The following is a 15,070-nucleotide window of genomic DNA, read 5'->3' on the forward strand; positions in this document are numbered from 1 at the left end:
ACTTTCACTTCTCTTCATCGCCCTTGGTTGCAGCTCCACCAGAACGCACCCACGTATCGATCTCAGACATCTTGAACCGCCATAGTCGCCCAACCTTGTGCGCTGGCATGTCTTTACGTTCTAGCCATTTGTAAACTGTGTCGGGTTTAACGTTCAGGTGTTGAGCAACCTGCTCAACTGAAACCCACTGTTCTGTGCTTGATTCTGCTTCCATATGCCTTTTGGACTTCATTTTAGGCTGTCCAGATAATCCTAATAGACTGGTAATAATCCATGATTACATTGGAAAAAGCAATATAAATATTAAGTGTTTATAGGTAGTTAGAGGGGGCAAAACTGATTAAATGGGCAGTTAAGGGGTGACTTGAGGCAAAGCTTCAAGAAGCCTCATTTCTCTGCCTTTTGTAGCTTCTTTTCGGTCTTAATCCATTCGTCCTCTATCAGGTCTAAAAGAGCCTTATCCGAGATTTTTCCTGCCCTACGAAGACCGATTAATGCCTTTAAAGATATGTTTTCGGTCGCCTTGGACAAGCTGTGATAACCCTGTGGGGTAATGCCAATCTGCCTAGAGAACTCGTACTTAGAGAGTTTTAGCTTGCCTCTAATTTTCTCAATAAATTTCACTCATTACTCCAATTTCTATAAGTCTAAATCCTAAAGCTCCACCTTATAATGCCGATATTACTATTACAGATATCTTTAATAAAGGTATCTTTATTAGTCTATCGGTAAAGCTGTTAAAAGACATTACTGAAAGCGAAGGCAACAAAACAGGAAAAGGTTAACTTGAGGGTAGTAAAATGCGTGGAATGAGGTCACTTACTGAAGCTGAGATTGAACAGGTCAAAAGGTGCTTTTTAGGTGCCTTTGCTGCAAGAGATCGAGCACTCTTCACTCTTGGAATTAAATCGGGCTTTAGGATCTCTGAAATCCTTAGCCTAAAGCTGGGCGATGTATTCGATAATGGCAAAATTCAAGATCGAATTTACGTTCGACGTAAGCATATGAAAGGACGTAATGAAGGCAGGTGTGTAGTTCTCCACCCCGAAGCAAAAGCCTCAATCCAATTATGGGCAGATAAGCTTATTGCTAACGGTGCAACAAGCGATACTTATATATTTAAAAGTAGAAATGGAACGAATAAACCGATCACACGAGTACAAGCATGGAAAATGCTGACGCGTATCTATGCTGCTGCTGGGCTAACTGGCTCACTTGGAACCCACTCGCTTCGTAAAACATTCGCTGATCGCGTTTACGATAAACTTGGGCATGACCTTCTGAAGACACAACGTGCCTTAGGTCATAGGGACATAAAAAGTACCGTCTCATACCTGGCGTTCAAGCAAGAGGACGTTGATGATGCAATTCTTTCCATCTGAAGATCACCATGAAGGATTTAATCACCAAGCCAATTGAAATTTTTGATGAGGACAATATCCGAGGTCGAGTTGTATACGTCGCAAAAGCAGATCAACATAGGCATTCAGTGATAGGTACTTTAGTTATTGCTTTGATTTCAACGGTACTTTTGGTGCTTGCAGTCGCCGTAATTGCAAGGCTAATAAAAAAGCTTCTGACTTAAGAAAGATGATCCGCCCAAACAGGCTCCAAATGGCATTTTTTCATTTCCGATTTTCCCAAAAATAGATTGTACCTAATCGGGATCGATCCCATATGACCCTATTAGGTACAATCTTTTGAAAAATGCATCACTAATCTGTTTGATCTTCTGTTTCAACTTTTGTTATTTGCGATTGTGCATTCTGGCTTGTCACTGTTGCCTGTACGTTGATCAGTAGATTACTCGTCGGTACAAATCCCTTTGCTTTTAGAATTTCTTGTTCTTCGATTATACTCTTTTGCAATCCCTCTCGAATGTATTCAAGGAACAGAGAGACTCGACCTCGACGAATCATTTTACCCATCTTCTTTGCATCGTTTGCGATATCAATTTCAACGGGCAATCTGACATCCTGAATATTTGGATCTCTTGGTTTTTTGGGTTTACTACTCTTAACTAATGGAGGGTGCTGATTTGGCGGTCCATCATCATCATCGATTGTGTAATCCTCCTCATATAGTGGAAGAACCGTATCCGCTTCGTTTTCAATTTCGTCGTCTTTAATGTCCATAAATGCTCCTATTTAAAATGTGTACTTATTTACACACACCTATTTAGGCATCCCGATTTTGGACATTTCTTGATTTGCCAGTTGAGCTGAGGAAGTTAATCAGCGCACATGCAATCTTGGCTAGATACTAAAATGTACCGAAAACATCACTTCTCTCAGAGGGATGAAATCGGTACATTTTCTTTGGTGAATTCAGCATCGAGGAAAAATATTACACACTCAGATGATATCTTTAACTACTTTGACAGTTATTCTTCCTAGGGGAGTCATACTACTGTTGTTGACCAAATTTTACCCCTGTCACAGCGTCACAGTGTCATCTTCTTTGCGTAACTAACATTCAAAGGAATCATACTCTTCATCATCGTCCATAAGCCGATCAAGTGTATTTACTTCATCATCCGTAAGTTCATTCCTGCCCTTCGGTAATTCAAAAGTATATCTTCTTTCCTTTCCAATTCTCTTAAACCGACCTGCTTTTTTAAGTGCCTGTCGGATCTGATTGGGACATAGTCCAGTATCTTCAATCATTCGCTCTATCAAATGCCTCTGTTTGATTTCAGAATTGGTCAGATACCCCCTGGATCTTGCCGTATCATTAGACGATCCATACATTGGGTTTGAAAGTGAGTCGTGAACATTCTCATCCCATACATCTACCAGCGTGTCGTAAGGATCGTCTGGTGTAAGTGCCCTGACTATCGAGTTCATTTTGTCCTGAACTGCCTGATCTGGGCGATGCTCTCCAGTTTGTGCCAATGCTTTGAATTGGGCGAGTATCTGAAGTCGTTCTGAACGGAAATTACTTCTGCAGAACATTCCAGGATAATCTTTTTCAACATCCTTGCTGAAGGTAATTTTCCCGTTACCGTTAGTTGCGATTTGCCTAAAGCCACCGTACTCAAGATCAATGACCCAGTAACGCCGATTACCAGTTACGTCTGTAAATATATCATCAACGTTAGAAGTCGCTGCGTAGCTGGCTCTCACGAAGCGTTCTTGTGGTCTAGGATCAAATGCAAGACGCACTGTGGTTTTGTTCGTTGTAATAATTCGTTTAACCTGTGCCGACTGCTTCGCACTTCGATCAAATTCTGTAATCTTAAATACAGCTGCCGTATGAAGTTCTCGCTCAGCTTCAGCGATGTTGTTAAGATTCAACTCGAAGTAATACGGACCAAATCCGCCAACAAGAGCATCTAGTAAAGAATCTTTTCCAACTCCCTGTGCACCTTTAAGGATTAAAACATATGGCTGTATCGTTGGATCTTCCATTCGACGGAAGATTGTTACCCCCCAGTTCCTTAGAAGTTGATACAACTCATCACGATTGAAATCTTTGGCTTTCACGCACGAGCAAATTTCCTTGAGTCGGTCGATTCCATCCCATTCGGGAATATCAATTAACAACTCAGGTTGCTTTTCTTCCAACCAATGCCTGCATAGATGTGTTTCAAAATAACTTAGTGTAAATCCACCCGCCTCGATTGCATATGATTGAATATATTTAAGCAGATTCGCGATTGGATACTTCTTCCCATCGTTAGTAAAAACGATAAGCTCATCTGAAAAGAACTCACGTTTAATCTCCTTTACCTGCGGAAGTGAATAAATAAAGTCTATATATTCCTTTGCCGAACGTTCCTCTTTTTTCTGCTTTTTCTCAAATCCACCGTCCTTTGCAAATTTACGTAGTGTCTTCATCGTAACCCTTTTTCCTGAGTAGGGATTACTAAAACTCTCCCACTTAGACCTCATTTCTTGGGCTTTGTATTTCTTTCCCAAAGAACTCCACGCATCAAACATTTTAAAGCCTGATTCATTTGGATACTCTGAGTGAATTGCCAAGCCAACCTTCATCCACGTGTCATAATCACTATCTGGATCAATATACGCGAGCATTTCTTCTATTTGCTCCACGGGAACTGCAGCGTTGCTCTTAGTTGAAGAAGTGATGTGATTAGGATCTAGTTCTAACTGCAACTCCTTTACGAGTGTATCTATCTGATACGGTGCGCGAGACTGGTCCGTTGAAACTAATCTCGTCATAATTGGATTACTCGTTTTTCTGTGAAAGAATCCAGGTAATCGCATCACTCGTGGTAAGTCACAAACCCGAGAGTCACCATTGAATTTCTTAATTAGTGCTTTCTGCAGTGTGCGAAATGATTCAAGTGGGCAGTCATCAACCAACCAATAGGCATGGAATCTGTCTTTGCTTGACTCCACCACAATATGCGGTGGTGTGCTGCTGTTCGTTACTGGTTCTATTGGTGAACCATCCAGATCAATGAATAACGCTCTTACTTTAACAACATTTGGTTCACTTCGCCCGAGTTGGTCGCCTTCATTGATCATTACGAAGACACCGCACCCATCTTTGTTTGATTCGAGAAGTTTTCCCCATGCTTCTTTCAAAGTGCCAGAGAAATGCTTCGCTTTGCTGTGATCACGCTCCTCAGTGTCATCAAAGACCTGAAAGGTGAATGTAACATCACTAACATCTTCAGCTCTTCCTAACGCTCTAAGAAAATGAACTGCATCATTGATGTCGGGCTGGAATGAAGGCTTTTCACTCTCTTCGAATCCAGCATTTTTTCTCAGCAATGCAATTTCTTCGTTCGAGAATAGTTTTTTATTTCTTGTTTCCATGGCTTTACTTCTCCTCATCTGAATCGGCGGTTGAGTAGTCGAGCACGTCTGTTTGGTTCTGCACCTCGGACCCAACCATACGGCAGTAATCCATCATCGTTTCCATGTCTTCGTGCCCAGTCATTTCCATAACGACGGCTGGAGCAACTCCCTTTCGCAGTAGTTGCGTTATGAAAAGTGATCTCAAGTCATGGAATCTAATTGGTGGGAGACGATGCCCAACAAGAAAGAACTGTAGACATCTTGCAGCATCCCCACGCGTCCACTCCTTGAGCTTTGGAAGAACATAGTCTTCTGGGTTTGAACTATTAGGGTTAGCCTCGCGCAGTTCATTGATGATTTGCATCAACGGACGGTTGATTGGGACAGTTCTGTAATGCTTATCTTTTACTTGTTTATATCCGTCTTCTTTGGTCCACGCTTGACGGACCAGAATTACGCCACGTTCGCCCTCAATTTGAAGGTGCTTGTATTGAAGTGCATACAGCTCACCACTGCGAAGACCAGAGTAAACGCCGAATGCCCAAATATGATACCATTTTGACTTTTCGTTCTTGGCATATTTGAGAAGAAGCGTGACCTCTTTCTGTGATAGAAGGTCAGGAACCTCTCTTACAACTTCAGGCAACTTGACGTGAATGCAAGGGTTGTCTCTGATGTAGCGTTTTTCAATTCCAAACTTAAAAATGTTCTGTGCGGTCTTTCGAATGTTGTGTTTTGTACTATTCGAGCGTTCGGCTGCTTTCTCAATTATAGCCTCTATGTCTTCTTTCCATATTTGACCAACTTCCTTCCTCTCAAGAGCAGGATTGAGGTGCAAATTGATAATGGACAGCTCATTTTTTCGAGTAGACCCAGCTTTCTTGTTTAATTTCTGTTGAACGTATTCTGATACAAGTTCGGTCCAACTAGGGGTCTGTGTTCCGTTAAGAATTGCTTGAAGCTCATTTTTTAATTTTTGCTCAAGCTGATTCGCTTCCCATTTATTCGGGGCGACTCTTCTAAGGTATTTCTTCTCCTTCGTGATAGGATGTCTGGCTGAAACCTGCACATCATATCCAACTTTTTTCCCATTCTTTACGATCTCTTTAATGCTCATACATCTCCTGCATCAAAGGATCGCCAGTTATCGAACTACAAATAGGTAACAGCTTAATGAAGCAGAGCTAAGACACTTTCTCGGCTATATCGGACGCTTCGCTTTCCTAGCGTTCGTTTCACGATTTTCTCGCGATTCCGATACGCCAGGATTCTAAATGCGTTGACCGATATCGAAAGCATCTCTGCTGCCTCTTCGGCGGTTATCCAGTCGCTGTGATCCACAACAGGCAATCCAACGGTTAAATTACAAATATTAAGTATTCCCGCTTTACATCCGTATTAACATAAAGTAGGATTTAAATGTGAAGGCACCTTTTATGTACATTCATCATTTAAATACATCTTTGCATATAAAATGAATATTTGCAAACATTATTTTATTGCCAACTCATGAGGTTCGTATGATTCGACTTAATCTATTGAAATTAATACAGATATTAGAGAAAGATTCTGGACGCAAAATATCGTTGAAAGAGGTCGCAGACGAAAGTAAGTGCGATAGGAATGCGTTGTCTCGTTTGGTCAACCACCCTGACGTAGTTCCAACAGCAGGAATAATCGACAAGCTAGTTCAGTATTTCTTCTTGGCAAGAAAGGCAGTTCTTGAGGAAACAGCTCCAAAAAAGGGGCGTATCAATGAGAAGTGGCTAATGGACTCAATCCTACGTAGCTTTATTTCGGTGTATCCTGATACCAAAGAATATTGGGATGTTCTTCCAGATGAAATTCAGCTTAATCCCAACGAAACCAGCATTGAAACCCTTTGGTCAATCTACGAAAGATTAAAGCAACCACCAGTTGAATCAGAAAGTCGGAATCCCGAATTCAAAAATAAAGCTGATAGCATTATCACGAAGCTTGAGGCTGCTAGGGATAATGTACGTGGGGGCACGGTTCAGTTGGATCTATCAATTGAGGAGTGCAATCTAATTCATAGATTTCTTCCCGATGTATTATTGAAAGCTTTTGCTGAATCGCGAAGCGTACAGAAAGAAGAAGCAGAGACACCTGAAGATAAAAGAACTAGAGGTAGACCAAAGAAGGGGTAGCCTTAGTTGTCTCAGCTTAATAGTGACAGAGTGACACGGTGACAGTCCGTAAACTCGATCCCTCAACTAATGCCATGCATCCATTGCATCCACCAAAGCTAGGTGCCCTTTTCAGATTTGCATCCTACCTGCATCCAATCCTTGAAATTTCCTGAATTTTTGGCAGTGTTCAAGAAAAGATAAAAAGCCTCGACGGAAGCCAAAAAGCTGAACGATTAAAATTGATTATTAGAGTTTCTAACAGCTTAGGAAGAAGTGACGAATGTGATGCATCTCGTCGCATCCATGCGTACGAAAAATGGGGTGAGTGATGGGGCTCGAACCCACGACATTCGGGACCACAACCCGACGCTCTACCAACTGAGCTACACCCACCAGATATGAAATTAACCTACAATACATCCTGCTCAGTTGGTAGGTCCTGCGCCAGCAGGACAAATCAAACAGAGTCAACTGAGCTACACCCACCAGATATTATCAACCAACTCCCCTCGATAAACTCGGGGCATTCTTTTGGCTACCAACTGCTCGTCCGCCGTAGCCTTAGCGAAGGCGGAAGCTACACCCACCAAAAGCAAACAATAACCAAAACGCTTCAGACCGTAAAATGCTCTAATGACTAAAGAATGTCAACGAACTCAGAAATTGAGTAAAAATCCCCTGGATGAGAAAATATCCTGCCCGCCATTTCAAGCCTAGAAAGTTCCGCCCTAAGCTCAACCGCAGACCCAGAAATTAATGGCAGTAACTGATCAAAAGGCAAAGCTTCCTGCTTTTCAAGCTCAGCAATAATTTGCTGCGAAAGTACGCCCATCTCAGCCGGAAAGTTTCGATCAAGCTGCCCCCCACTATTTACGCACTGCGTAGCTACTAGCGGCAAGGCCGCAGATTCAGTTTCGAAATTAAGACAACGCGACCGCAGGTGCGGCAAATCCTCAAAAACATCTGCCACAGATTGAATCAAGGTTGCGCCGTTGCGAATTAGTTTATTACTCCCCTGCGCGTAAGGATTAGTGATCTCTCCAGGAAGCGCAAACACCTGCCGGCCAGCATCAGCAGCAAGACGCGCAGTAATCAGCGAACCACTTTTCTCCCCAGCCTCAATCACAATCAAGGCATCAACAAGCCCAGCAATAATTCGATTACGCTCGGGGAAAGTGAACTTGGTTGGGTTTTGATCGGGATGATACTCAGACAAGATTATTCCACCCTGCTCAACCAAACGCTCTGCTAGCACACGATTTTGCTTAGGATATAAACAATCAAAACCAGACCCTAAAACAGCAATCCCCGGAAATACCTGCAAACGCTCAAGCGCCGCATCGTAAGCCCCTTGATGCGCAGCACTATCAATTCCAACTGCCAGTCCACTTACAATATATGAGCCAGCAAGCGATAGTTCTTTGGAGATCTTACGCGCGGCTTTGACTCCATATTGACTTGCTCTTCGCGCACCAACAATGCCAAACGCAGGCAATTGATTTAAATCTGCAAGTAACTTGGGCGCTTTCGCCCAAACATAAAGTCCAAGCGGTTGAAAACTTGTAGCAGCCAACCGCGCCGGGAAAAGTTGGCTTGTAAAATTAATAAAAGTATAGCCGCGAGCTGCGATGTCAGAAAGCTGGGCTAAGGCACTTTCAAATTCCTGCGCACTGAGGCTCTGAATCAATTTTAAGGCCTGCAACGGAGAAATCTCAGGTCGCTCGTTTTGCTTAAGAAGCAACTTAACTTGCCCAGGAATCGCAGTAATCGCTAGACTAATAGCCTCTGATAAACCCTGATTGGTACTAAGATAGTCCAAATCAAACATCTGCGAGGTCTGACGATTTAAAGTCGTAGATAAATAATCCATATAATTGCTCAAAATCCGTGTCGATAAATAATTAAGGGGTATTGATACTTCCTGTTATGAAGTATTTAGTGATTCATCATTATATTCGGCCGTTTTGAGCCAAATGTTTCGTTCTTGAGCATAAGGCATTTAAAAGGTTAGACTATTTGTAAGAGTTTTTAAGATTTAAGCGTGAGCGCAAAACATACCTTCATCATTCATGATTTAACTGACTGGTCGCCAAGTCGACGAGCATTTATTATTGATTTCTTGTCTGAAGAACTCGCATTGTCTCCAGATGCCGTGGCAATGAGGATGAAGAACCTTCCCTTAATTCTTAAGGATTGGGTTGAAGATGAAAATAAAGAACCATTAAGAGCGAAATGTAAAGAGTTTGGAATTGTTGCTTATTACGAAGGTGAGACTCTACCCGAAAAACCCGCGCCCGTAAAAACAACCAGCGAACCGCAAACAGCAACAGTCGTCCCAGAAAAACCAGCAACAAACTTGCAAGATCTCGGTCTAAGCTTAGATCAAGGCCCGCACATTGCAGAACCTGCCCCCGCGCAAACTCCTTCGCAACCAGAAGTTCAGCCAGTCGCTGCAAAAGTCACAATCCCCGATTTAGGGCTGACACTCGATGAACCAGAAAAGGACAAGCCGCCGGTTCAGGCTCCTGTCCAGGCACCTATTCAGACACAAGCCGTGCTGAGCGCGCCCCCCACACCCGCAATAAGCCCAGCACCTGCAGCTGAACCTCCGACAGCAGCAAGCGCTCCAATACCAAGCCTTGGCTTAAGTCTTGACGAAGTACTAGCTGAGACTCCTAAAGCGCCTGCTCCTCAGCCTACAGTCCCTGCTCCAGCAGAAGTAAAGCCTACAACCGCAACGCTTTCTGACTTATCACTCGATGGTCACGAAGAGCCTGCTCCCGCCAAAGCCAGTCCAACAGAACCTGCCCCCGCACCTACTCCAACAGCAGCAAGTTCCGCAGCGAGCCTTGATCTATCTTTTGGCGAAGAAGAAAAACCAGCAGAGACAAAAGTTGATTCAAGTACTATTGAAAATGAAAAAGCAATTGAGCAAGAGATTCAAAAAATGCATTCGGCGCTTGACTCTGCGACTGAAGCTCCTACTCCAAGTAGCGCTCCAGGCCCTACAAGCACGCCTCAAGAAACAAAACTTCAAGCTCAAGAAATCCCCAATTTAAATGTGTCTGACTCGCCACAAATTAGCCCAACACTGGATCAAAAACCTGAGCGGACGGAAGAGGAGCTATACGACTACTCTACACTTGAACTCCCCGGCAAGCCTCCCACTCCGGTGGTTGTTTCGGTCTTTCAATGGATTGCCTTGGTGGCAGCATTTTTCGGCCTTTATCTGGTAACTTTTGCGAATGAAACAAAAGTAGAACAAGAGCAAAAAGGCATGAAAGCCCGCATGTCTGATGATTTAATTTCCAAACTATTACATGAGCAGGAAGTGATGATGAAGCAACTTGCTGAGTCAGATGCGACAGCAAACCGTGGCACTGGGAAGCTGCTTCTAGGCACAACCAAAGACAAGCAAACGACAGTCAACACAGAAGTGCGTCTCGGCAGATCGCAAGTCTGGATGGCTTTTGATGTGAGCATTCTCTCTGCTCCAAAAAAACTAACTCCCGACCAGATCGTTGCCGGTGCGCAGGAACCACTTTGGGTGAAAAAATTTGAACTTGAAGGGGTGCAGGCTGATTTAGAAACAAGCTCAGAAGGCGGAATTCCCACAACAAAGTTTAACTTTAAAGCCCGAGCTCGAACATACTTACAACAGGGGTCTAATTCCGCCCGGGTTATTTCTCCAATTATGATTCAAGGCACAGTCGCTCCGGATCGTTCGCAAGTTGTGGGGAGTTGGATGATTTGGCGTGGGCTAATTGACGATCCAAAATTTGGAGATGTGGATTTCGCGGAAAAAACTCCAGATGGCGATTTTCGCTACACACTGCAAGGGCATTTCGAAGCGACTGCGCCAAATACTGGATTTAATCCTGAAAGTGACGAGCATAGCTTGTCCCAACCTCAAGAAACAGACCTTGCGACCACAAACGAGAAACAGGAAAAGCAAAAAGCAGCAGAACCTGCCGAAAAAGCTAAGACTGTAACAAAGAATTTGGCGGCAGAAGCAGAAAGTGAATGATGCATCCAGTAAAAAATAAAATAACACCAAAACGCTTAAAAGATGCCCTGGGCACATTTTCCACCAAGCATAGCGTCACAGAAGTGCATGTTCATTTGGGGGGCAGTGTTCCCTTATATCGCCTCTGGGAGATGGGCATCGCGCGCGGAATTCGTATGGGAGCTGGATCGTATGAAGAATTTATCCAAACTCTAACTCGTCGGCCAGATAACACGGGTGACCTAGACCGCTATCTTGAGATTTTTGAAATTGTTGAATTAATTCAAGCGGGACCTGAAGCTGTGGCTGAGTCAATTCGCATTGCAATTAATGGTGCATACCGCACAGGTGGCATGAAGACTCTTGGGCCAGGTGGCGAAGGAGCAGACCCCGAACCGGCATTTGCGATCAAGCAGCTTGAAATTCGCTTTAACCCGATGAAGCGTTCTGCAGTTTATGTTGCTCGTGATCGCGAGGCTGGGATTTTCGATGTCGACCGCATTATTAAAGCTGCCTGCGAATCAGCCGAAGAGAGTGAGTTAGCCTATCGCGGCAATATGAGAGTTGGACTAATTTTTTGCTTCGGTAGAGACCTTGCCTTCGAGGTCAACCGCAGACTGGCCGATAAAGTCAAAGCTTGGAAGAAATCACAACGAAAAATTATCGGAATCGATCTCGCTGGCCCGGAATCGGTAAATTCTCTGTCAGATCCAAAAGAACTCGATCGTTTTGCCGAACTTTATGCTGACTGCGGTGCCGATCTTGGACGCACAATTCACCTCGGTGAAACCCCACACACGACGATTGAAACTTTTATTAATGTGATTAAAGCACTCAAGCCCCAGCGCGTATCTCACCCGATTTCAGCGATTAAGGCCTTCTGGGATAAGCAAGACGCGCGTGGACTAGAGCTTTTAGCTCAAGAAAAAATTATCTGTGAACTTTGCATCTATTCAAATGTCTTAACAAAAGCCATTGGTTCAGCTGCTGAATATGGGAAACTTTTAAACACTCTAGATCGATTCAACATTCCCTACTGCTTTTCTACGGATTCACCGGCACTTCAGATGTCAACTCTAGCTAGCGAAATTGAATATTTACTTGCCGACAATGCAATTACGCCGGAACAAATTTATAATGCATTGCTGACTGCTGAGAAGTGCACGTTTATTAAGTAATCTACTTGATCCTTAGCTTAAACTTAACCCTTTTACTTTAGCCCTAACCGACCGCTAACAAACTATAAGGTAGAATTTTTCAAAGGCAAAAATGAGTAAGTTCAAGCTTAAGCTCAACGTTTTTTCAACAGCTTTTATAAGTTAACTATTATTGATAAGTAAGTATGATGGAAGGACTACCACGACGAAAAACAAAAATTGTAGCAACACTTGGACCTGCTTCAAGCACCCGGGAAGTGATTCGTGATTTAATTTTAGCTGGCATTGATGTTGCCCGCCTTAACTTTTCACACGGGTCGCACGAAGATCATGCAAAAGTACTTAAATTTGTCCGCGAAGAATCAGAAAAACTCGGACGCCATGTAGCTGTCATGCAGGACCTTTGCGGTCCGAAGGTGAGAATTAGCGATGTAGAAAATGGTAGCATCGAATTAGTCGAAGGTAGCATTGTGCTACTGACCCATGGCGATCATGAAATCGGCACAAACCAGAAAATTTTCGTCGAAGCATTTGACCCCATACAAGTAATTAAACCAGAAGAGCGGGTCTTACTCAGCGATGGGAAAGTTGAATTATTTTCTGGCAAAGTCACAGGCAACTCGGTCAGTTGTAAAGTTATCGCCGGCGGGACAGTGCGTTCGCGAAGTGGAATTTCTGTTCCTGATTCTAAGCTTGATATCCCCTGCCTGACCCCAAAGGATCTTGGCGATCTGGCTTGGGGCGTAAAAAACGCTGTCGACTATGTCGCGCTTTCATTCGTGGCAACAGCTCGAGATGTCTTTACTTTAAGGGATCAGATCAGGGAGTTAAATGGTGAATGCTTAGTGATTTCTAAACTCGAACGAGCTTCAGCAATCGATGAAATTTCTGACATTATCAAAGCCTCGGATGCAGTCATGGTTGCGCGGGGAGACCTTGGGCTAGAGATTCCGCTTGAACGGGTGCCACATGCTCAACAACAAATTATTCAAGAAGCGAACTATCTTGGTGCTCCGGTAATTACTGCAACGCAACTTTTAATGTCGATGGTTAATGAAGTGCGTCCAACGCGAGCTGAGGTCAGCGACGTTTATACTGCCGTGCGTGATGGCACGGATGCCGTGATGTTATCTGAGGAAACTGCAATTGGTAAGCATCCGGTTCAAGTTGTGAAAGTCTTATCGAGGATTCTACTTGAAGCTGAGCAGGATTTTCAGTTTGAAGAATATCGTCCACGCTTACGGGGGGCGGATCGCGAGACTGTGGCTGACGCGATCTGCTATGCGGCCTGTGCAGCGGCGAATAAGGTGACGGCGACGGCAATTTTAGCCTGCACACATTCGGGTTATACTGCTCGGCTTGTAGCCAAGTATCGCCCGCGACAATTTCTTGTTGGCGCGACTTACGAAAAGAAAACGCTCGCGCGCATTGCACTACTTTGGGGTGTCTATCCTTTATTCTTCCAAGTCAGGGATGATTTTCTTACTGAAGATGAAGTTGTCTCCGTGATGTCTGCAGCTCGTGAGGTCTATAATATCAAGCCCGGTTCACGTGTGGTGATTACGGCGGGGCTTCGTGCGAAGCGTCCGGGCACGACGACGGTGATGGAGATTCGCGAAATTCCCCGCACGATCTAATACATAAAAACTCTCATCTTGAGGCTGTTTGACTTCTCTCAGAGCAGGCTCCGTCGAAAGATCTCCATGATTTTTAAATACTGTAAGTGGGGCGCTTTATAGAAAAAGCCCTTTTAACAGATCTTCTTGCTCTTTGTGCGTACGAATCGACTTCACTTTAGAAAAAAAGAGTGACCAGAATAGTGGTTGCGGTAGGCGTTCGCGGCGCGCAGCATTGCTAAACGCCTGATGTTTTAAGCGTTCTAGTTCACGAGCTACATATGAGGGTCGACGTGAATCATCCATACCAATCTCAATCTTAAGATTAGCATAGCATGTGTGAACACAGTTCGTGAAAGACTTTATTTACTCTTTAGAAAAAAGAATTTCTTGACAAAGAAAATTTATCTCTTCCCCGTAGAGCCAAAACCGCCGCTAGCGCGTTCAGTTGAACCAAGATCATCAAGAGTTGGAGCAGCTTCCAAAGCATTTCCAGTTAAATGTTGTAACACCACAAGTTGGGCAATTTTCTCACCAGCTTCAAACGTCAGAGGTGCTTTTGTAGTATTGTGCATTAGAATTTTAACTTCTCCGCGGTAGGAGCTATCGATCACTCCTGCGGCAGTTAGGCCGCCCTTAACAGCTACGCTGCTGCGGTCGCGCACGATCCCAACAAAGCCTTGCGGGATCGCCAGATGCAGTCCAGTTTCAATCAGGGTTTTTTCGCCAGGAGCAATGCTGACAACTTTTAAACAGCGGATATCGAATCCGGCGTCACCTTGACGTGGCGAACTAAAATTAATTCCTATCTTCTTAGCTTCTTCAGTCAGGAAAAATGTAAAGGTTGGTTCCATCATGGGTACTTGATAGCATCGTTTGGAACAACTGTCGATTAGAGGCTTTAGCTCCATGGTTAGCTCTATTGCGCGGGGTTAATGCTTATAGCCGAGAAAAAATCTACAGTCATTGCGAGATTGCGCCAGCAGTTGTGGCAATCTGTTGACTAAAAAACACGTTTTTCTAGAGAGATTACACTTCCAACTACATTATCGTCCAGATTTATCGATTTGTTGCGTGCGATTGGAAATATTTATGGCTTCGCCACTGCATTGAGAATATGCCCGTTTGCTTAGGAAAGTTACCCTGTACCAAAAGTTCAAACCCCATACTAGTTATCAACTGCCATTAATTTCAATAAGTTACAAAAGAGGATAGCACCAGTTAGTTAGGGGACAATGCCATGACTGAGAGCTTTTTTAATACTTTAAAAGTGGAGCGGATTCATCAGATGGATTATCCTTCTCGTGAAGCCGCCACGGCAGATATCGGTGGCTACATCGAGAACTTTTATAACTCCAGGCGACGACATTCG

Annotated in this window: 14 protein-coding genes and 1 tRNA gene; 7 read left to right on the forward strand and 8 right to left on the reverse strand. The window is 43.9% G+C overall.

Annotated elements, in window-relative coordinates; genetic code table 11:
* Positions 1–4: 4 nt before the first annotated feature.
* Positions 5–214, reverse strand: coding sequence for a helix-turn-helix domain-containing protein (locus JNK13_03920; GenBank protein ID MBL7661882.1), 210 nt, complete (start codon positions 212–214; stop codon positions 5–7).
* A 586-nt stretch (positions 215–800) separates the two neighbouring features.
* Here JNK13_03920 and JNK13_03925 point away from each other — a divergent pair.
* Together JNK13_03925 and JNK13_03930 are read left to right on the forward strand one after the other, a co-directional pair.
* Positions 801–1,382: a tyrosine-type recombinase/integrase gene (locus tag JNK13_03925; protein ID MBL7661883.1), complete on the forward strand. Its 582-nt coding sequence runs from the start codon at positions 801–803 to the stop codon at positions 1,380–1,382.
* Positions 1,383–1,390: 8 nt separating this feature from the next.
* On the forward strand, positions 1,391–1,585 hold the full coding sequence (locus tag JNK13_03930) for a hypothetical protein (protein ID MBL7661884.1): 195 nt from the start codon (positions 1,391–1,393) through the stop codon (positions 1,583–1,585).
* 130 nt (positions 1,586–1,715) lie between these two features.
* Here the strand turns inward: JNK13_03930 and JNK13_03935 are convergent, their stop codons facing one another.
* The 3 genes from JNK13_03935 to JNK13_03945 form a co-directional block, all read right to left on the reverse strand.
* Positions 1,716–2,135: a hypothetical protein gene (locus JNK13_03935; protein ID MBL7661885.1), complete on the reverse strand. Its 420-nt coding sequence runs from the start codon at positions 2,133–2,135 to the stop codon at positions 1,716–1,718.
* Between the two features lie 333 nt (positions 2,136–2,468).
* On the reverse strand, positions 2,469–4,787 hold the full coding sequence (locus JNK13_03940) for a PriCT-2 domain-containing protein (protein MBL7661886.1): 2,319 nt from the start codon (positions 4,785–4,787) through the stop codon (positions 2,469–2,471).
* Between the two features lie 4 nt (positions 4,788–4,791).
* Positions 4,792–5,886 (reverse strand): site-specific integrase, encoded by a 1,095-nt coding sequence (locus JNK13_03945; protein MBL7661887.1) that lies wholly within the window; start codon positions 5,884–5,886, stop codon positions 4,792–4,794.
* A gap of 403 nt (positions 5,887–6,289) precedes the next feature.
* On the opposite strand from JNK13_03945, the gene JNK13_03950 reads away from it, so the two are divergent.
* Positions 6,290–6,937 (forward strand): hypothetical protein, encoded by a 648-nt coding sequence (locus tag JNK13_03950; GenBank protein MBL7661888.1) that lies wholly within the window; start codon positions 6,290–6,292, stop codon positions 6,935–6,937.
* Positions 6,938–7,236: 299 nt separating this feature from the next.
* On the opposite strand, the gene JNK13_03955 is transcribed toward JNK13_03950, so the two are convergent.
* Positions 7,237–7,312: transfer RNA gene (locus JNK13_03955), tRNA-His, on the reverse strand.
* 244 nt (positions 7,313–7,556) lie between these two features.
* Complete coding sequence (gene dprA, locus JNK13_03960) at positions 7,557–8,789, reverse strand: DNA-protecting protein DprA (protein MBL7661889.1); 1,233 nt, start codon at positions 8,787–8,789, stop codon at positions 7,557–7,559.
* 171 nt (positions 8,790–8,960) lie between these two features.
* Here dprA and JNK13_03965 point away from each other — a divergent pair, with 171 nt between their 5' ends.
* From JNK13_03965 to pyk, 3 genes are all read left to right on the forward strand, one after another.
* Positions 8,961–10,946, forward strand: coding sequence for a hypothetical protein (locus tag JNK13_03965; protein MBL7661890.1), 1,986 nt, complete (start codon positions 8,961–8,963; stop codon positions 10,944–10,946).
* Positions 10,943–12,103 (forward strand): hypothetical protein, encoded by a 1,161-nt coding sequence (locus tag JNK13_03970; protein ID MBL7661891.1) that lies wholly within the window; start codon positions 10,943–10,945, stop codon positions 12,101–12,103. The genes JNK13_03965 and JNK13_03970 overlap by 4 nt, the downstream gene beginning before the upstream one ends.
* Positions 12,104–12,267: 164 nt before the next feature.
* Positions 12,268–13,719, forward strand: a complete 1,452-nt coding sequence (gene pyk, locus JNK13_03975) for a pyruvate kinase (GenBank protein ID MBL7661892.1) — start codon at positions 12,268–12,270, stop codon at positions 13,717–13,719.
* 96 nt (positions 13,720–13,815) lie between these two features.
* Here the strand turns inward: pyk and JNK13_03980 are convergent, their stop codons facing one another.
* Positions 13,816–14,004: a hypothetical protein gene (locus JNK13_03980; GenBank protein ID MBL7661893.1), complete on the reverse strand. Its 189-nt coding sequence runs from the start codon at positions 14,002–14,004 to the stop codon at positions 13,816–13,818.
* Between the two features lie 98 nt (positions 14,005–14,102).
* A complete protein-coding gene (dut, locus tag JNK13_03985; protein MBL7661894.1) occupies positions 14,103–14,555 on the reverse strand; it encodes a dUTP diphosphatase in 453 nt (150 codons plus the stop codon).
* A gap of 383 nt (positions 14,556–14,938) precedes the next feature.
* Here dut and JNK13_03990 point away from each other — a divergent pair.
* Positions 14,939–15,070, forward strand: a 132-nt coding sequence (locus JNK13_03990) for an IS3 family transposase (GenBank protein MBL7661895.1), incomplete at its 3' end; no start/stop codon positions are given.

The sequence above is a fragment of the bacterium genome (assembly GCA_016786595.1).
Taxonomy (GTDB): Bacteria; Bdellovibrionota_C; UBA2361; order SZUA-149; family JAEUWB01; genus JAEUWB01.

Bases quoted from the DNA above. Each gene is read 5' to 3' on its own strand.
- JNK13_03980 (MBL7661893.1), bottom strand. From the start codon at position 14,004: ATGGATGATTCACGTCGACCCTCATATGTAGCTCGTGAACTAGAACGC.
- JNK13_03930 (MBL7661884.1), top strand. From the start codon at position 1,391: ATGAAGGATTTAATCACCAAGCCAATTGAAATTTTTGATGAGGACAAT.
- JNK13_03945 (MBL7661887.1), bottom strand. From the start codon at position 5,886: ATGAGCATTAAAGAGATCGTAAAGAATGGGAAAAAAGTTGGATATGAT.
- JNK13_03920 (MBL7661882.1), bottom strand. From the start codon at position 214: ATGGAAGCAGAATCAAGCACAGAACAGTGGGTTTCAGTTGAGCAGGTT.
- dut (MBL7661894.1), bottom strand. From the start codon at position 14,555: ATGATGGAACCAACCTTTACATTTTTCCTGACTGAAGAAGCTAAGAAG.
- JNK13_03925 (MBL7661883.1), top strand. From the start codon at position 801: ATGCGTGGAATGAGGTCACTTACTGAAGCTGAGATTGAACAGGTCAAA.
- JNK13_03935 (MBL7661885.1), bottom strand. From the start codon at position 2,135: ATGGACATTAAAGACGACGAAATTGAAAACGAAGCGGATACGGTTCTT.
- JNK13_03970 (MBL7661891.1), top strand. From the start codon at position 10,943: ATGATGCATCCAGTAAAAAATAAAATAACACCAAAACGCTTAAAAGAT.
- JNK13_03940 (MBL7661886.1), bottom strand. From the start codon at position 4,787: ATGGAAACAAGAAATAAAAAACTATTCTCGAACGAAGAAATTGCATTG.
- dprA (MBL7661889.1), bottom strand. From the start codon at position 8,789: ATGGATTATTTATCTACGACTTTAAATCGTCAGACCTCGCAGATGTTT.
- pyk (MBL7661892.1), top strand. From the start codon at position 12,268: ATGATGGAAGGACTACCACGACGAAAAACAAAAATTGTAGCAACACTT.
- JNK13_03950 (MBL7661888.1), top strand. From the start codon at position 6,290: ATGATTCGACTTAATCTATTGAAATTAATACAGATATTAGAGAAAGAT.